This is a genomic window from Rhodococcus sp. IEGM 1306 (assembly GCF_036541985.1).
Classification (GTDB): domain Bacteria; phylum Actinomycetota; class Actinomycetes; order Mycobacteriales; family Mycobacteriaceae; genus Rhodococcus_F; species Rhodococcus_F qingshengii.
This window is the reverse complement of sequence record NZ_JAZHFF010000019.1, coordinates 1-17,534: the sequence shown is the minus strand read 5'-3', so window position 1 is coordinate 17,534 and position 17,534 is coordinate 1. Positions and strand designations below refer to the sequence as shown.

The 17,534-nt window shown below is 61.6% G+C and carries 14 protein-coding genes and 1 riboswitch; of the genes, 7 read left to right on the top strand and 7 right to left on the bottom strand.

Going from position 1 to position 17,534, the window contains the following annotated elements:
- Positions 1-22 precede the first annotated feature (22 nt).
- A complete protein-coding gene (locus tag V3587_RS29195) occupies positions 23-865 on the top strand; it encodes a hypothetical protein (protein ID WP_161121780.1) in 843 nt (280 codons plus the stop codon).
- Here the strand turns inward: V3587_RS29195 and V3587_RS29190 are convergent, their stop codons facing one another.
- Entirely contained in the window at positions 866-1,840 is a 975-nt protein-coding gene (locus tag V3587_RS29190; RefSeq protein WP_161121779.1) for a TauD/TfdA dioxygenase family protein, read from the bottom strand. It lies immediately after the preceding gene.
- Between the two features lie 111 nt (positions 1,841-1,951).
- Between V3587_RS29190 and V3587_RS29185 the strand changes: the two genes are divergently transcribed.
- Complete coding sequence (locus V3587_RS29185; RefSeq protein ID WP_225320091.1) at positions 1,952-2,500, top strand: nuclear transport factor 2 family protein; 549 nt, start codon at positions 1,952-1,954, stop codon at positions 2,498-2,500.
- Between the two features lie 3 nt (positions 2,501-2,503).
- Here V3587_RS29185 and V3587_RS29180 read toward each other — a convergent pair whose 3' ends face one another.
- Positions 2,504-2,737, bottom strand: a complete 234-nt coding sequence (locus V3587_RS29180) for a hypothetical protein (RefSeq protein ID WP_161121778.1) — start codon at positions 2,735-2,737, stop codon at positions 2,504-2,506.
- 280 nt (positions 2,738-3,017) lie between these two features.
- On the opposite strand from V3587_RS29180, the gene V3587_RS29175 reads away from it, so the two are divergent.
- Entirely contained in the window at positions 3,018-4,511 is a 1,494-nt protein-coding gene (locus V3587_RS29175; protein ID WP_020970156.1) for a stealth family protein, read from the top strand.
- Between the two features lie 51 nt (positions 4,512-4,562).
- Here the strand turns inward: V3587_RS29175 and V3587_RS29170 are convergent, their stop codons facing one another.
- The 3 genes from V3587_RS29170 to V3587_RS29160 all read right to left on the bottom strand — a co-directional run bounded on the left by V3587_RS29170 (position 4,563) and on the right by V3587_RS29160 (position 8,377).
- The gene (locus tag V3587_RS29170) at positions 4,563-5,930 is read right to left on the bottom strand and encodes an NtaA/DmoA family FMN-dependent monooxygenase (protein WP_283377591.1); all 1,368 of its coding nucleotides are present in this window, start codon (positions 5,928-5,930) and stop codon (positions 4,563-4,565) included.
- A 20-nt stretch (positions 5,931-5,950) separates the two neighbouring features.
- Positions 5,951-7,297 carry an LLM class flavin-dependent oxidoreductase gene (locus V3587_RS29165; RefSeq protein WP_261254507.1) on the bottom strand — a complete coding sequence of 449 codons (1,347 nt, stop codon included), beginning with the start codon at positions 7,295-7,297 and terminating at the stop codon, positions 5,951-5,953.
- A riboswitch (SAM riboswitch) is annotated at positions 7,280-7,393 on the bottom strand. Its footprint overlaps the gene before it by 18 nt.
- Before the next feature lie 78 nt (positions 7,394-7,471).
- Positions 7,472-8,377, bottom strand: coding sequence for a phosphodiesterase (locus tag V3587_RS29160; RefSeq protein WP_283377592.1), 906 nt, complete (start codon positions 8,375-8,377; stop codon positions 7,472-7,474).
- Between the two features lie 339 nt (positions 8,378-8,716).
- On the opposite strand from V3587_RS29160, the gene V3587_RS29155 reads away from it, so the two are divergent.
- On the top strand, positions 8,717-10,090 hold the full coding sequence (locus V3587_RS29155) for a dicarboxylate/amino acid:cation symporter (RefSeq protein ID WP_003940669.1): 1,374 nt from the start codon (positions 8,717-8,719) through the stop codon (positions 10,088-10,090).
- 172 nt (positions 10,091-10,262) lie between these two features.
- Complete coding sequence (locus V3587_RS29150) at positions 10,263-10,622, top strand: excalibur calcium-binding domain-containing protein (protein ID WP_003940648.1); 360 nt, start codon at positions 10,263-10,265, stop codon at positions 10,620-10,622.
- A gap of 52 nt (positions 10,623-10,674) precedes the next feature.
- On the opposite strand, the gene V3587_RS29145 is transcribed toward V3587_RS29150, so the two are convergent.
- Entirely contained in the window at positions 10,675-11,802 is a 1,128-nt protein-coding gene (locus tag V3587_RS29145; protein ID WP_283377593.1) for an alpha/beta hydrolase, read from the bottom strand.
- 112 nt (positions 11,803-11,914) lie between these two features.
- On the opposite strand from V3587_RS29145, the gene V3587_RS29140 reads away from it, so the two are divergent.
- Both V3587_RS29140 and V3587_RS29135 read left to right on the top strand, forming a co-directional pair.
- The gene (locus V3587_RS29140; protein ID WP_218748584.1) at positions 11,915-15,097 is read left to right on the top strand and encodes a DEAD/DEAH box helicase; all 3,183 of its coding nucleotides are present in this window, start codon (positions 11,915-11,917) and stop codon (positions 15,095-15,097) included.
- Positions 15,098-15,210: 113 nt separating this feature from the next.
- Complete coding sequence (locus V3587_RS29135; protein WP_003940660.1) at positions 15,211-15,786, top strand: TerD family protein; 576 nt, start codon at positions 15,211-15,213, stop codon at positions 15,784-15,786.
- 81 nt (positions 15,787-15,867) lie between these two features.
- Here V3587_RS29135 and V3587_RS29130 read toward each other — a convergent pair whose 3' ends face one another.
- Positions 15,868-17,157 (bottom strand): plasmid pRiA4b ORF-3 family protein, encoded by a 1,290-nt coding sequence (locus V3587_RS29130; protein ID WP_228232745.1) that lies wholly within the window; start codon positions 17,155-17,157, stop codon positions 15,868-15,870.
- Positions 17,158-17,534 lie beyond the last annotated feature (377 nt).

Here is a 17,534-nt window from a genome sequence, read left to right as displayed (position 1 = left end):
CAGCCCTTGCGAGAATTGTTCGATGATCACGCGGAGCTCCGGTCAGCACGTATTCATCGCACTCGGCACGCCATGGATCGATGCCGTGGTCGCGTTTCTCGAACCCCGGGCCCGTGTCGATCCCTGGATCATGCACGGAAAGATGGTCATCGGTGACCTGCTGGTCACGGTTCTCGACACCACTCCTCGCACGCTGCTCTGCATCGAAACCGTGGCTGCGCCGTTCGACGGCACGTCGCGGATGGAAGTCGATGAACGCCCGTACGAACTCCACGGTTTGCCCACCGTTCCCGAACTCGAACAACGATGGTCCATCACGTTTCCCACGGATCCAGGGCCGGTCGACGACGCACTGGCCGACCGGATTCTCACGGCCGGCCAGTCACACTATGCGCACTACTTCGGCGACATCGACACGCTGGATCCGACGTCCACAGCTGCCCACGCCCGAACGTTGATGAACGAGCGGGGCAACTGCACGGGTTGCAGCTCACCGATGCCGTTGCGAAAGTTCAACAGCAGCGATCGCCTTCACTTTCATTCCGCATCACGGATCTTCAGGCAGGCTGAACCTGGTGACGACTACCCAGCCGTCCTGTGCCGCAAGTGCACCGGAAGGATGGCCACGTCTGGGCACACCAACTTCATCGACTACATGCTGGCGAAGAATCCGTCGTGCCCACACTGCGGTGCACACAGAACCGCTCAGTGTGCACCGGGGATGCCGGTCCATCCGTTCGATCACCTACCGTGGCTCGCCGTAACTGGCTGCGTCGTGGGACCGGACACCCCGGAATGGACGTGCCGAGCGTGCAGTCACTCATGGGGACAGATGTTCCCGCCGGATCACCCGCAGCACGACTGATCAGTTCGCGGCGAAGCCGGGAAGCCGATCGATGTCCGCGATGATCGAATACTCCGCGGCGTCACCCTGGAGGATTCGACTCTGCTCGCCGTGGACGTCGACGGGGACGTCGCCGGCCAATGTCACTCGGTGCACACTGCGCGCCTGAGTCCCGTAGTCGGCGATACCGTAATGCTGAGTCGCCTGGTTGTCCCAGATCGCCAGGTCGCCGGCCGACCAGTTCCATCGAACAGTGTTTTCCAACTTGATGATTCGTGCCTGCAGGATCTGGTAAAGAGCGACCGACTCTGACGGCTTGAGCCCGACGAACTCCTTGAAGAAGTGACCGAGCAGGAGGGTCTTCTCCCCCGTCGCCGGATGGATACGCACCACCGGGTGTTCGGTCTCGTAGATCTCACGGGTGAATTCGGCGTAGTAGGCCTGGCGCTGCGCGTCCACCGGGTTCGCCTGATCGACAACCTCGGCATAGTCGTAGGCATTGGTGTGAACGGCCCGCAAATTCTCGACCAAGGCTTTGAGCGAAGGCGGCAGTTGGTCGTACGCAGCGGTGGTCGACGCCCACGTGGTCGCTCCGCCGTACTCGGGAATGGTCGTCGCTCGCAGAATCGAGGCTTTCGGAATGCGGTCGACAAACGTCACGTCCGTGTGCCAACTGTTGGCGGCACGGTCGAGCACCAACAGCTTGTCGCCCCTGGACTTCACCGTCGGATGCGGGGTGGTCTGGGTGCCGAGGGTTCCGGCGAATTCGTACTGCGACGTGTCGTCGAGATGATGCTGCCCACGGAAGAACACAACCTTGTGCGCTGCCAGCGCATAGTTGATCGCGTAGGCGGTCTCTTCGGACAGATCCCCAGAGAGGTGTACGCCGTCGATGCGGGCGCCGATCAGCTCACCGACCTTGTGGACAGTGATTCCGCCGGCAGCGTAGATCTGCTCCGGGGTCTGGGTGACACGTTCGAGTTCGGTGACGGACATGGCGATCTCCTGTGAGTCGGTCAAGCCTACGGGCGCGGCAGTCGTCATGGCGCTGCCTACTGTGAACACTCAATCATTTACGCTGCGGGCTCGAATACGGTTGAACTCGAGGTGATCTCAAAGTTCGCCGCTCCCTCGCCGGAGAATATTGCCGCTCACTGGGACGAGGCCGTCGTCGTTGTCGTCATGAGCTGTAGCGTGCGATCTGCCGCACCCACGTCTACGGAGGACAGCATGCAACCCGAGGGCCCTGCCGAACAGATTCGTTCAACGCTCGCTCGCATCGCGCATCTTGCCGATACCGGCTCGGTCGAGGATTACGTGGAGCAGTTCACGCGCGAGGCCGAATGGAACATGCCGGCCAATCCCGATCGCGGTATCCCCGCACAGGTACGACGTGGCCGTGAAGAAATTGCTGCTGGAGTTCGCGAGCGTCGCGCGGCCGGCATTCAAGGGCCTGGCACGTTCACACGTCACGTCACCACGGCGATCGCCGTGGACGTGACCTCGGAAACGACAGCCCGCGCGGATGCGGTGTGGACGTTCTACGTCGACACAGCCACGTCGCCCGAACTCAGCGGCGTCGGGAGCTACGCGGACGAGTTCGAACTCGAAGACGGGCGGTGGCGACTGTCGCGACGAGTGATCTCGCGCGGCTGACGGTCAGTCTTCTTCGCCGGTGATCGCCTCACACCAGTCTTCGACCTGATCGATCCCCTCTTCCGTCCATTCCGGGCTCATGTCTTCGAGTGCATCGAAGACCACCTCGCAGGTCAGCATCTCTGGTGAACCCTCCGACCCCGCCGTCTCGGCGCCTTCAGCAGAAGCTGTGGCAACTGGGCCGGCGGCCAGCGCAACCGCCACCGCGCCTGTTCCGACCATCGCTTTCACACGCATCGGTTCTCCTCCTTCACTCTCGCTTCGGTCCTCGGGGTACCCGACTCGCCCCGCGCTACCCATCCCCGTCACTCATGTCCGACTTTCGGCGCCGACGGCATAGACTGAGCTCGTCGCCACCACGCTCTCGCAGCGTCGGGGGCGACAGATACACAGCTGGATCAGAATCGGAAGGCATCCCATTACAGAATCTCCCGCTCCGCACGACATCTACTTCGTACCCCCGGAGCAGGACAGCCCCAATCCTGTGGAGCCGGCGTCGGCCGCGTCACGCGCACGGATGGGCGAGCTACCCGAGACCGTCCGATTCAAGAATCGTTTTGCCCTCGCGATCACGACCACCACGCCGCTCGAAGCGATGGTCGAAGATCTCCTCTTCATCCGCGACATCCTCGACGCCGCAGGAATCGAGTATCTACTCGTCCGCGGAAACGACGAGCGCCCCGTGATCGCGGTGAGCTGGACCGAGCGCAAAAACCTGCGGCAGGCACTTGTCGAGGGATGCGCAAACGCACCCTTCTATTCCAAAACCGTCGACGCGAAGAAGAGCCCCGCGCTCCTTGTCGCGGACGGTGCCCTGTCGAAAACCAACAAGTCACGGATCTTCCGCTTGTTCCGTCCGCGGGTTCACGTCGCAAGCGGCATGAACTACGGCGCGAACATCGGCGTTCAAATCGAATTGTGGTCGATTTCCGACGAAGAAATCGTCCTACCCGTCGAGAACTCACTGACACGACGAACCGTCCTCCCCGAAGAAGCTGTCCGAGGAACCGTCGAGCGATTCGGCCGGATCTGGCCGACCATCGAGAACATGTTCGCCGATCATGCCTCCGATATCAGCTTCGATATCGATCTTGTCTTTTCCTGGGTCGACGGCTCTTCCAAAGAGTTTCAGGCTCAGCGCGCCAAGCGGATGCAGAACTACATCGTCGGCGAGGGGGACGAATCAGAGGCGCGTTTCCGTCAGATCGACGAGCTCAAGTACGCGCTACGGTCCATCCACATGTACGCGCCGTGGATCCGACGGATCTTCGTCGCAACCGATTCCGATCGTCCGGACTGGCTTGCGGACGATCCGCGAGTCACGTTCATGCCCAGCGAAAAGTTCTTCGCCGATCCAAGTGTGTTGCCCACCCATAATTCTCAAGCTGTCGAGTGCCAGCTGCACCATATTCCGGGTCTGGCGGAGCATTTCCTCTACTCCAACGACGACATGTTCTTCGGTCGCCCCGTCGGCCCCGATATGTTCTTCTCCCCCGGCGGGATCAGCATGTTCATCGAGGCCGACACCAGAATCGGTTTGGGACACAACGACAACGACCGCAGCGGGTTCGAGAATGCGGCTCGCGTCAACCGCCGCCTGCTACAGGACCGCTTCGGTCTGATGACCACCAGACATCTGGAGCACGCAGCGACGCCACTGCGCAAGAGCGTGATGGCCGAGATGGAACGCGAGTTCGCCGAAGACTTCGCGGCCACTGCAGCAAGCACCTTCCGCGCGAGTTCCAATATCTCGGTGACCAATTCGCTGTACCACTACTACACGCTCATGAGTGGACGGTCGGTGGTGCAGAAGTCCGCCGCCGTCAAATACGTCGATACGACGGTCAAGGCCGGTTTGCGCGACATGGACTCACTGCTCGCCAAGCGCTCCATGGACTTCTTCTGCCTCAACGACGGCAGCGCTCCGGAGATCGATCTGGAACTTCGCACACGCAAGATCACGGAGTTCCTGGAGAGCTACTACCCCATCCCGGCGCCCTGGGAAGCCTAGACGAAACAAGGGCCCAGCCGATTTCGGCTGGGCCCTTGCTACTTCGGTCGATCAGCGTGCTGTCACATGCTCCCGTTGCACCGGAATGGGCAGTCCGAGATTGTCACGCAACGTCGTTCCTTCGTAGTCACTGCGGAGGACACCTCGATCCTGCAACAGCGGCACCACGTCGTCGACGAACTCGTCGAGGCCGGTCGGCACGAGGTGCGACCCGAGGATGAATCCGTCCGAACCGTCGTTGCTGACAAACGAATCTATTTTCTCGGCAACCTGCTGCGGTGTACCCACGATCGGTCCACGCTCGAACTGATCGATCACCACTTCGCGCAGATTCAACTTCTTGCTCTCGGCTACCGCGCGCAGTTTTGCGACGGTCGCGAAACGATCTTGGTGAATGAAGGCGCGGCCCTGGATGATCGGCGGAGCCTCGGGATCCGGAGCGATATCGGGTAGTGGTCCTTCGGGGTCGTACTTCGACAGATCGAGATTCCAGATCTGTTCGAGCAGAACCAAAGCGGTCTGGCCGGTGACCTGCTGGTCGCGAATCTCTCGGTACTTCTCGATCGCATCTGCCTCCGAGGTGCCGAGAACAAAACTCGCCGACGGCAGGATCTTGATGTCACCCGGGTCACGTCCGGCCGCGACGGCACGTGCTTTGATATCGCGATAGAAATCGGCCGCCTCGGGCAACTGACCGTACGGTGAGAAGATCGCGTCGGCATTGCCGGCAGCAAAATCGCGCCCCTGCGGCGACACCCCGGCCTGCAGAATAACCGGGCGCCCTTGCGGGCTACGCGGCACTGTGAATCGGCCGTTCACGTCGAAATGCGATCCATGAAAGACGAATTCACCGGCATCCGGTCGCGCGAGAAAGCGCCCTGATGCCTTGTCTGCCACGATGTCGTCGCTTCGCCACGAATCCCACAGTTCACGCACCAGCGCTACGGTCTCCTCCGCACGCTCGTATCGTTGCGCGCGGTCGAGGTATCCGCCGCGGCGAAAGTTCTGGCCGGTGAATGCGTCGAACGAGGTGACGACGTTCCAGGCGGCACGCCCTCCGGACAACTGATCGAGCGTCGCGAATTGGCGGGCCAGTTCGTACGGCTCGTTGAACGTGGCATTGATAGTGCCGGCCAATCCGAGGTGTTCGGTTACCGCCGCCAACGATGCAAGGACCGTGAAGGTGTCCGGCCTACCGATGATGTCTTGGTCGAAAATCTGTCCCGCACGCTCACGAAGGGCGAGGCCTTCGGCGAGGAAGAAGAAGTCGAACTTCCCATGCTCGGCGGTTCGAGCGGTGTGTTCGAAGGAATCGAACTCGATCTGGCTGCCCGCCTGCGGATCCCACCATGCAGTGTGATGGTTGACGCCGCCGAGGTAGGCACCCAGGATGACCTGCTTACGCTTCTGAGAACTCATGAAAATGTATTCCTCGTCTGTCAGGCGGCCGGAGTACCGGCGGCGTAGCGGTTGGGAACGTCGATGGGTAGGCCAAGCAGTCCGCGAAGATTCGTCTGCGGATACTCGGTGCGGAATACGCTGCGTCGCTGCAATTCAGGTACCAGCTCACCTGCGATCGCGTCGAGGTCGTCCACGACGACGCCCGGCCGCAACCGGAAGCCGTCGATTCCCAACTGCTGCCACCGGAGCAGAAGATCTGCCAACTCAGCCGCGGTGCCGGTGAAGGTCAGCGCGTCCGAACGGTATTCGGCGCCGGCCTGCGCGTCGAGGCGAGCGAGCCGTTCCTTTCCGGTTTCTTCCGGAGCATCGAAGAATACGACGATGTCGGTGAAGACCCGAAGCGGTTCGCCGGTGCGCTGCACGTGTTCTTCGGCTGCTCGCACTTCACCCAGGATTGCCGTGACCTGCTCGTCGTCGAACGGCGTCACGAACACCAGATCGGCCGTCCGCGCCGCCAGCTCGTACGCGACCCGCTGATGAGCCAATGCGGTGACGACGGGATGCCCCTGCGGCGGGCGCGGAGTCACCGACGGTCCACGGACCGAGAGGTACTTTCCCTCGAAGTCGATGTAGTGCAGCTTGTCCCGGTCGATGAATCGGCGCTGCTCCACATCACGGATCTCGGCGTCGTCCTCCCAACTGTCCCAGAGTCTCCGGACGACGTCGGCTGCCTCCGCAGCTTCGTCGAACAGCGCGCGCACGAAGTCCGGGAGGACGCCTGAAACGATCGACTGACGGTCGGCATCGGTGAGCGCTGGGATGTCGCGGCGCCCGAACTGTGCTGCCTCGGATTCCGACGCCGACACCTTCACCTGCCACCCGGCGCGACCGCGCGAGGTGTAGTCCAGCGTGGCAACGGCTTTGGACACGTGGAACGGTTCGGTGTGAATGGTGGTGATGGTCGGGATCAACCCGATGTTGCTCGTGATCGGTGCCAGTCGGGCGGCCACGAGATGTGCGTCGAGCCGAGCGCGCACCCGGTCAACCGCGTCGTCGACAGGCTCGAGTGGGTTGGCCGGCACCGAGAGACTGTCCTCGATGGTGACGAAATCGAGCAGACCACGCTCGGCGGTCGTCACCACGTCAGTCCAGTACGACGCGCCGAACAGCTCACTCGGGCGCGAGTGCGGCTCTCGCCAGGCCGCTGGGTGCCAACCGGCACCGTCCAGCGCTACGGCGAGATGCAGCGGAGCAAGATGAGAAGAAGGGGTCGAGGTCATCGGCGCATACTCCTGTTCGAGAACTACTCGGGAGCGCACAGTGCCGACCGCAGAAACCGTCAGCACCCGACTGACGGTTCTCGTGGCGACTGCCGCTTGCGACACGCACCGCGCGTATCGCCAGGTGTGATTCCGGGGCACCCCATCGGCATGAAGGGTTGCCGTCCAGCTAGCCGGTCCTTGTTGCTGGAGCTCTGCACCTACCTCGACGGTAATGAGTACGCGACCGCCCGGCAATCACCCGGAACTGCGCGTGGGTGCCGGAAACCGCCTGCCACCTCAGATGATCGAGCGTGCCGCCTTTTCGCTCTCGAGGATTCGAATGCCGGCAGCACTGAGTCTCCGGGCACCCTCGGCCGCATCGACGGACTCACCGACCGTCACGTGCGCACCGAGTGGAACGACCGAATGAACAATTGTCTCGTCGTACACGTGCACCAGATTGCACCCCTGAGCCCCGTCACGACCACGCTGACCACCGACTTCCACGTTCAAGTCCTGGGTGTAACACGTCGACGACGCCACGGAAACCGGAATGCCGGCGAACGTCGCCGTCGTCGAATAGTGCAGGTGCCCGGCAAGAATCGCCCGGACGTCGCTGCCACGCAAGACGTCTGCCAACCGGGACTGATCGCGCAACTCCACCAGAACCGCGAGATCCTGAATGCACGGAACCGGCGGATGATGCAGCGCCAGAATTGTTCCGCCGGGCGCCGGCACCGTCAATTCTGTTCGTAGCCAGTCTAATTGACGATCCGAGATCTCACCGTAGTGATGACCGGGAACCGACGAATCCAGGGTGATCACCCGCAGTCCGTCAAGGTCGTAGACGTTGTCGACGGGATGATCGGTGGCGTCCTCGCCCAACAGCAGAGATCTGAACGTAGGGCGGTCGTCGTGGTTGCCCATCGCCCAGACGACCTGCGCATCGATCTCGGCCGCTACGGGTTCCACGATGGCTTTCAGTTCCGCGTATGCGTCGGGGTGTCCCTGGTCGGTCAGGTCGCCGGTGAATATCAGTGCATCCGGGCGTGCGCCCGAGGCCACGATCCCGCTGAGCACTTCCCGCAATCTCGTCGACGCATCCACGGCGTCGTACAACTCCCCCTGAGCCACCAGATGCGTGTCACTGAGGTGCACCAGGAAATGCTTCGGACGCGGGTACTCGGCATTCCGAACGCTCATCGGTCTCTCGCTTCCGCTTGCCGACGCGTAGGCGCCGGTGCGGCACCTACTGATCGTCGAGACTAGTCAACCGACCAACAGTGACTGATCGGGGCACGCCCGACGAACACGAAGCGAACTCCCGCGGCGACCCTCGGGATCGAGTAGTTGAAGCTGCGAGTAGTGTGTGGACAGTGTTGTTCCTGACCAGTCGGCGTTACGTCGACCTTCGCCTGCAGGCGAGCGCAATGTGTACGCGCTCGCTCTGACCTGACGCGTACCAGGAAACATTTCTTCGAATCTGCCCGGCCTCTGGTGCCGCGCTGCGTTTCGCTCCCTTGATTTTCGAAAGGCATAGTCATGCCCAGCTCCACCTCCACCGGCGTGCCGGAAAAGTCCACGTCCCGTTTTCCGTCCTGGGCGACGGCATTCGGACCGCAGATCGTCGCCGGTCTCGTACTCGGCGTCATCATCGGTCTCGTCGCCCGGGCAATGCCTGATGCAGCCGACGGCAACGTCAACTGGTTGGTCGGCACCGTACAGACCATCGGTTCGAGTTACGTCAAGCTGCTCACCGTTGCGGTGATCCCGCTGGTGTTCACCGCCATTGTCAGCTCCATCGCCAACCTGCGCCAGGTCGCCAATGCAGCTCGCCTGGCCGTGCAGACCTTGCTCTGGTTCGCGATCACCGCTTTCATCGCTGTGATCATCGGCATCATCGTCGGCCTGATCACCGATCCCGGTTCACGGACCGACGTCGCCGCCGAAGCCGCGAAGGAACCCAAGAGTTCCGGTTCGTGGTGGGCGTTCATCACCGGACTGGTTCCGAACAACTTCCTCGGGTTGGGTGCAAAGACTTCCGTCGCCGAAGGCGTGGCGACTACATCGCTGAGCTTCAACGTCCTGCAGCTGCTCGTCATCGCCGGTGCAATCGGTATTGCTGCACTCAAGATCGGTCCCAAGGCTGCGCCGTTCCTCGAGTTCAACGCTTCGCTGCTCGCGATCGTCCAGAAGGTCCTGTGGTGGATCATCCGCCTTGCCCCGATCGGCACCGCTGCGCTGATCGCCAACGCTGTCGCCACCTACGGATGGGATGCGATCGGGTCGCTGGGCGTCTTCACCGCCGCCATCTACATCGGTCTGGCGATCGTGTTCTTCGTGGTCTACCCCATCCTGATTGCCGCACACGGCCTCTCGGTTCGAAGCTTCTTCTCCGGCGTCTGGCCCGCAACTCAGCTCGGATTCGTCTCGCGCTCGTCGATCGGCACCCTGCCGTTGACCGAACGCGTCACCGAACGCAACCTCGGCGTTCCGCGTGAGTACGCCTCGTTCGCCGTTCCGCTCGGTGCCACCACGAAGATGGACGGTTGCGCCGCAATCTATCCCGCGATCGCGGCGATTTTCGTCGCAGGCTTCTACGACGTTCCGCTGACCTTCACCGACTACCTGTTGATCGTCGTCGTCTCGGTCATCGGCTCAGCGGCAACGGCCGGAACCACCGGTGCGACAGTCATGCTCACACTCACACTCTCCACCCTTGGTCTTCCCCTGGCCGGCGTCGGACTGCTCCTCGCAGTCGAACCGATCGTCGACATGGGCCGTACCGCAGTCAACGTCACCGGCCAGGCACTGGTCCCGGTCATCGTCGCAAAGCGTGAGGGAATCCTCGACAAGGAGCGCTTCGACGCTCCCCGCAACGGTGACCCCTTCGCCGAGGAACTTGTCGACGCGTAACCCTCGATGACTACAGCAGCGTCCTCGCACCTGAGCAATACGGTGCGGGGACGCTGCTTTTCACCCCAGATTTCACCCTTACCGAAATAAACCATTTGGTCGTTATGACCAGTATGCTCAGCCGGCACAGCCCTCCGAAGTGGAAGGGCTGCCCAGTTGAACACGAGGTCACATGAAGCTCCGCCGTCTGGCATTCAGCGTCGCAGGTTGCGCCGCAATCACTCTGGTTGCCGCGCCCGCCGCTCAGGCATCCACGGTTTTCGATTTCCTACCGATCGAGATCGCACGCATGATTCCGACTGGCTCTGCCGACGCAGTCCAGCCGTTCCTTCCCCCGGTCTTCGCACCGCCGGCGCCGCCCGCTCCGCAAGCGCCCCAGAACCAGCCGGCGCCGCAGAACACTCCCGCACCAGCGCGGTACTACCAGAACTGCACAGCCGTTCGTAATGCCGGCGCAGCTCCGTTGTACCGGGGCCAGAACGGATACGCCCCGCATCTCGACCGCGACAACGACGGCATCGCCTGCGAGTGATCCAACGCTCGGGTTGTGGTGCATCCACAACCCGAGCACTGTTGTCGAACCGTCAGACGCCCAATGCCCGGGACAGAGTCGGCCACGCCTTCGGCAGTCGTTCACGCCAATACGCCCACGCGTGCGTGCCGTTCGGCTCGTAATCCACCTGCGCCGGAATCTTCAGCGCCTGCAACCGAGCGTCGAACATCTTGGTGCAGGCGTGGGCGGCAACCTCGATGCCGCCGCCGATCACCAGACGCTCGAGCAGTTCAGGAGTCTGCAGCGTCTCGTCAGATCCGGGACGACCGTTTGCCGTCGACACGTAGATTTCCTTGCCACGCAACTTCTCTGCGTTGATCAACGAATCGTGTGCCTCCCACTCCGGGCCCCCTGGCACACCCCAGATGTTGGCCGGATCTCCGCTTCGAGAAGAAATCGTGGCCTGGACGGCAGTTCGGCCGAGCGGATCCGTCGTGGAATAACAGCCGCTGAACACGGCAACGCCGCGATACATGTCCGGAAAGCGTTGGGCGAGCATCATTGCACCCATCGCGCCCATGGAATTGCCGGCAATCGCGTTGATTCCGTTGGTCTCGAGTCGCGCGTCGATCAGCGGTGGCAACTCCTCGGTGATGAAGGTTTCCCACTTGTGCAGTCCCAGCCGCGGATCCGGATTCTCCCAGTCCGAGTACAGGCTCGCGATTCCGCCATTGAGCATCACGACGTTGACGTTCTTGTCGGCGAAGAACGCCGGGGCGCCGCCGATCGTCATCCATCCGCTGCTTTTCTCTCCGGCGTCGACACCCTCGAGCATGTACAGCGCTGGGCGCGGAACCGAATTGTCAGCGGGTAGCAAAATCTCGACGCCGACCTCGCGTCGAAGTGCGGGCGACGCCACCGTCAGCCTGATCGCTTGTGGTGCGGTCACCTTCTCGCCGACGATGGCCGGGACGACGATGTCGTCGCGCAGGTCCGGTTTGGGGCCCGGATCCTCCTGAAGTGGTCCCGGGATCGTCGACCCCGAGCTCACGCTTCCCTCGACGCTGCCCAGACTTCCCGAGCTTCCCGAACTACCCGAGCTTCCGGAACTCGGCGCTGCCGTCGACAGTCCGCCCAATTGCAAAGAAAGTGCACAGACGGCCAAACACACCGCACCTGTGCGCGCAGATCGAATCCACGCACGCCGCTCAGTCCTCATGAAACTCCCAAACCAGTCAAAGATGTTTCCGTGAACATACCGTGCAGTTCGGACTTTCTTGGACAAACGACCACGACAAGATCTGTCGGTCGCCGCTACTAGGCTGGCCCCCGTGCAACCGGATTCAGTCAGGGCCCTCGACCTCGACCGAATTCGCGCTGTCGTGGGCACAACCACCTACGACCGCGGACTTGTCTACCTGCGGGAGAATGCAGTCGAATCCATCGGATGGAACGACACCGCTGACATCTTGACCGGCGCTGTATCGGGAACTGCGCGAGAGCCGTACACCTGCACGATTTCGGTAAGTCGCGGCGCGGCCGGTACAGCAACGTTCACGCGTGGCCTCTGCACGTGTCCCGTGCGGATGAACTGCAAGCACGTAGTCGCGTTGGTGCTCGCAGCGGTTGCCGAGGCGAACAAGACTCCACAACACCTCGGATGGGACAGCTCGCTCGAGGAGTTGCTCCGACCAGACCTGGCCGGCCGCACTACACGTGGACTTGGCATTCAATTCACCACCCGAACCAAGGGCGCATCGACAAGGCTCATCATCAAACCCGTACAACCAGGAGCGAGAGGGTGGATCTCCGGCGGGCTCGCCTGGAACAAACTCGGAAGCACTTTTCAGTTCCCCGCAGATCACCTCCGGGTTCTACGCGACATACATCTCCTCCACAGCGCCGGCAACTACTACCGAAATCAAAATGCCGCGGAAATCGATCTTGCCGGGTTCGCGAGCCCGCAACTCTGGTCGCTTCTTCGTGAGGCCATCAGCGTCGGCGTTTCACTCGTTCACTCGAAAGCCGGCCTCGGCAACATCTCCCTACTCTACGACGCCAACATCTGCCTCGACGTCCACGGAGCGGAAGACAACAACCTCCGTCTCACTCCCCGAATTCAGACCGATGGGCACATCGTGACTCATTCCGACTGGGGACTGGTCGGCACGCCGGCACATGGCGTCTTCGCGCTCGACGCCGCCAACGCGATCACTCTCGCACCACTGCACACGCCGATAACTCACCAATTGAGGCAGTTGATCGACTCCGGAAAATCGGTCGACATACCCGCCGAGCATCGGGATGCATTCACGTCGCGGTTCGTGTTCAAACTCGGAAACCTCGCTCCCGTCATATCTTCCGACGGTGCTTACAACCCACCGACTGTGTCCGGTCCTCGGCTACAACTGATGGCCACTTACGCGGACAACCACCGCATCGACATCGAATCGGCATGGAAGTACACCGTCGATGCCGACGAACTGATCATTTCTACCGCAGACACAACCACCGACGAGTCCGAGATCCGCAACCACGTTGCCGAAGATGCCATTGCCAAGAGCCTCGGTGCGGCCGCGGCGAAGGCCACTCTCGCGGGAACTTTGACCGGCCTCGATTCCATGCAGTTCACACTCGACCTCCTGCCCCAACTCGAAGCGCACGACGCCATCGACCTCAAGGTTGCAGGAACCCCTGCCGACTACCGGCCTGCAGACGACGCTGTCGTGATCGGCCTCAGCACATCAGCCCCCGACGGGGACAGCGGATCCGACTGGTTCGACCTCGATGTCACCGTCGATGTTGCGGGACAAAGCGTTCCGTTCACAACACTGTTCTCTGCTCTGAGCAAGGGCGAGACTCACATACTGCTACCGGACGGCGCCTTCTTTCGGCTCGACGCACCTGAACTACTCGGCCTGCACCGTCTCATCACCGAAGCGCGGTCGCTACTCGATCGGCCTACCGGCAAACTCGGGATCAGCAAATTTCAGGCCGGACTGTGGGAAGAATTGACGGCGCTCGGAAGAGTCGAACATCAAGCAGCAGCATGGAAGAAGCAGATCGCAGGATTGCTCGGCAGTTCGGGCATCGATCCGGTCGAAGTCCCGGACACGTTGACGGCAACGCTACGTCCCTATCAGGTCGACGGATTCCGTTGGCTCAATTTCTTGCGCCAGCACAGCCTGGGCGGCATACTCGCCGACGACATGGGCCTGGGCAAGACACTGCAGACCCTCGCAATGATCTGCGCTGCAAGGCAATCGAATCCAGCCGCGCCTCCCTTTCTGATCGTCGCTCCCACCAGCGTGGTCTCCAACTGGAAGTCCGAAGTGGCGAAGTTCGCACCGACCCTCCACACCGCTGTCATCACGGATACTCTGCGGCGCAGAAGAACCGACCTGGCAACACTCGTCGACGGGGCGGATATCGTCGTGACGTCGTACGCTCTCTTTCGCCTCGACACCGATGCGTATTCCGCCGGCCGCTGGTCCGGACTGGTGCTCGACGAAGCCCAATTCGCCAAGAACCACAAGTCCAAGGTCCACCAGTGCGCGAGGGCGGTGAACGCACCGTTCAAACTCGCGATCACCGGTACACCCATGGAAAACAATCTCATGGAGTTGTGGTCGCTCCTCGCAATCACTGCACCAGGACTGTTTCCCAGCCCCACGACCTTCACCGACGTCTACCGCACTCCCATCGAAAAAGACGGTAATGCAGAACGATTGGCGCAACTGCGACGACGCGTCAAACCGCTGATGGTGCGGCGCACCAAGGAACAGGTGGCTGCAGACTTGCCGCCCAAGCAGGAGCAGGTACTCGAGATCGAGTTGCATCCGAGCCATCGCGCGATATACGACACCCACCTGCAACGCGAACGGCAGAAGATTCTCGGACTGCTCGACGACGTCGACAAGAACCGATTCACGATCCTGCAATCGCTGACGCTGCTACGCCAACTCAGTCTCGACGTCTCGCTGGTCGACGAGGAAAGCGGACCCGTCCCATCGGCCAAGGTCGACGCTCTCGTCGAGCAATTGGACGACGTCATTGCCGGCGGACACCGTGCGTTGATCTTCAGCCAATTCACCGGGTTCCTCGGTTCTGTCCGCAACCGACTCGACGAGGAAAGAATTCCGTACAGCTATCTCGACGGTTCGACGCGCAATCGCGGTGAAGTGTTGGAGGAGTTCAAGTCTGGTGCAGTCCCCGTCTTCCTGATCAGCCTCAAGGCTGGTGGCTTCGGCCTCAATCTCACCGAGGCCGACTACTGCTTCATTCTCGACCCCTGGTGGAACCCGGCCGCCGAGGCACAAGCGGTCGACCGTACTCACCGCATCGGGCAGACACGAAACGTCATGGTCTACCGCCTCATTGCCAAAGACACCATCGAAGAGAAGGTCATGGCGCTCAAAGCCAAGAAGTCGGCATTGTTCTCGAATGTCATGGACGCCGAAGGCACACTGGGCACCGGACTCGACGCCGAGGATCTTCGCGCGCTGTTCGAGTGAGGTGCCTATTCGGTCGAACCGCACCTACCCGCTCACGGTAATGTGAGTCGCGAACGGACAACACAGAACTCCCGAACGAAGAAATCCACTTCGTTCGAACGAGAGGAACCTGAATGGGCGTCACACTTGCCAAGGGCGGCAACGTATCTCTGTCGAAGGCCGCACCCAATCTGACCAAGGTCGCAGTCGGTCTCGGCTGGGATGCACGCAGCACCAGTGGTGCCGACTTCGACCTCGACGCCAGCGCGTTGGTCACCGGCCCGGAACGCAAGGTCCTTTCCGACCTTCACTTCGTCTTCTACAACAACCTTCGCTCGCCCGACGGATCCATCGAGCACACCGGCGACAACCTCACCGGTGAAGGTGACGGCGACGACGAGGTCATCAACGTCGACCTCCCGGCTGTACCGCCCAACGTCACCAACATCTTCTTCCCCGTCTCGATTCACGACGCCGATGCGCGACTCCAGTCCTTCGGACAGGTCACCAACGCCTACATCCGCGTCGTAGATCTGTCGAACGGCTCCGAACTGGCACGCTACGACCTCTCCGAAGATGCATCCACCGAGACAGCCATGCTTTTCGGTGAGCTCTACCGCCACAATGGCGAATGGAAGTTCCGTGCAGTCGGACAGGGATACGCATCGGGACTGGCCGGAATCGCCCGCGACTACGGCGTGAACATCTGATCTCTATCGGTACACGAAACGGGGTTCGATTCGGCATTGCCGGATCGAACCCCGTTTCGGTTGTCTGCGTCGACGCGCGAGTTAACGCCGCAGGATCGCCCTCGCGAGGTGAACAGCCCAGGGCGAGTCCGCTTTGCTGCCGAACTTCCCCAGCTCGTACCCCGTAGCGCCGATCAATCCGAGCACCTCTACGGTGCTCCCGGACGTGTCACGTCTGGAAGTCTGAGCTCCAGCCATCAGGATGCTCGACGACCGAATCGACTCCAGCGCTCCCGCGACGAAACGATGACGATCCGCCGGGGACATGCCGGCGGCTACGGCAAGGAGGACGAGGAGTTCCACCGCTCTCTGCGAGCCGCCGGGCGCAACCGGAACTCCCTCGACGATCACCGACCACGTCATTGACGCGTCCCGCTCTGCCGACTGTCCCCGCTTCGTCAGAACAATCTGCCCTTTGTGCTTTCGCACCAGGCCGAACTTCTTGAGCACTGCGAAGAGTGATCGCCCTTGTGGAAGGTTTACAGGTCCCAGTTCAGGTTCGTCGAGCATCGCGTCGACCGTCGTGAAGAAATCATCGGCACCGATCCCTTCGACACCGATCAGAGCCAGAACCGCTTGAATGCGTTGGCCCGCCTCGACGTGGACCAACTCCCCGATTGCCGACTGATCGTCAATGCCTGCTCGGGCGAGGACCGCATGCAGTTCCGGGACTCGCGAGGGTCCCAGGCATTCGACGAGCTTCGCAATGTCGTACGACGCAGCGATCTCGTCCGGTCTAGGACTATGCAGTCGATTATTGACCTCAGCGATCTCGAATCGTGTCGGCTCGAAATCAGTTTGTGGCCATTCGAGGGTCCATTCATGGGAGCGCAGCTTCTCCGAAGCGAGAACACCGAGGAGCTGCTCGTACTCGTCAGGTCCGACGCATTCCTCCGGCGGACAAGCACCGCGACCCGCGGCACACACAACTTGGAACCCTTCGGGCAGTACTTCGGAAGATTCAAGTGTCAGCGTGTGGCGCCAGTTCCCGAAGCGTCCGTAGCGATAACTGATTTCATCGCCAGGCGAGACCATGACCTCGTCCAGGCGTACCGCGGACTCTACGATCGCCGCTCGGCCGGCCCGACGCTGCTCTGCGTTGCTCCCGGAAGCTACGTACTCTTCGACCTCGCCGGGAAATCGGCTGCCGGACTTGGACCACGCGTGCGATTGACGGTCACTCCACCCCATTGCCCGTTGAACCACCGAATGCAGGTCATCCAGATTCAGATCCGACGCGACGAGGATTCGTCGCCAGATCTGAGTGGAAACATTGTCGACACTGATACGTATCGCGTATTGCGCCGGTACCGCGCGCCTCTTCGAACGCAACGATCGCGCAATCTGAATGCCCCCACGCCCTCCGCCAGCTTCTAGTACAAACCTTTGCAGTTCTTCAGGTTCCGTCGGAACGAGTCGCAAATGCGACACCCTCGAGCTGCTCAACCCAACCATGAGACTCAGCCTAGGCCAAAGTGCTAGGGACGAAGGCACAAAATCGGAGAGTACTTCGGACTTATGAGACGGTTCACAATCTATACCTTGGCTAACAAGTCGCTACGTGCATCGGCGGCGGCATCTTCCTCGCCCAATTCCTGCCCTGATAGTGAACGTACCGTTCCCCTCGTTGAGGAGGGTGAGCGTGTCGTTCACTCGATCCCGGACGGGGTGGTGAGTCGGCGGAGTGCCCGCCCCTTTGATGGTGTGAA

Bases quoted from the DNA above. Each gene is read 5' to 3' on its own strand.
- V3587_RS29195 (WP_161121780.1), top strand. From the start codon at position 23: ATGATCACGCGGAGCTCCGGTCAGCACGTATTCATCGCACTCGGCACG.
- V3587_RS29190 (WP_161121779.1), bottom strand. From the start codon at position 1,840: ATGTCCGTCACCGAACTCGAACGTGTCACCCAGACCCCGGAGCAGATC.
- V3587_RS29180 (WP_161121778.1), bottom strand. From the start codon at position 2,737: ATGCGTGTGAAAGCGATGGTCGGAACAGGCGCGGTGGCGGTTGCGCTG.
- V3587_RS29175 (WP_020970156.1), top strand. From the start codon at position 3,018: ATGGGCGAGCTACCCGAGACCGTCCGATTCAAGAATCGTTTTGCCCTC.
- V3587_RS29170 (WP_283377591.1), bottom strand. From the start codon at position 5,930: ATGAGTTCTCAGAAGCGTAAGCAGGTCATCCTGGGTGCCTACCTCGGC.
- V3587_RS29160 (WP_283377592.1), bottom strand. From the start codon at position 8,377: ATGAGCGTTCGGAATGCCGAGTACCCGCGTCCGAAGCATTTCCTGGTG.
- V3587_RS29155 (WP_003940669.1), top strand. From the start codon at position 8,717: ATGCCCAGCTCCACCTCCACCGGCGTGCCGGAAAAGTCCACGTCCCGT.
- V3587_RS29150 (WP_003940648.1), top strand. From the start codon at position 10,263: ATGAAGCTCCGCCGTCTGGCATTCAGCGTCGCAGGTTGCGCCGCAATC.
- V3587_RS29145 (WP_283377593.1), bottom strand. From the start codon at position 11,802: ATGAGGACTGAGCGGCGTGCGTGGATTCGATCTGCGCGCACAGGTGCG.
- V3587_RS29135 (WP_003940660.1), top strand. From the start codon at position 15,211: ATGGGCGTCACACTTGCCAAGGGCGGCAACGTATCTCTGTCGAAGGCC.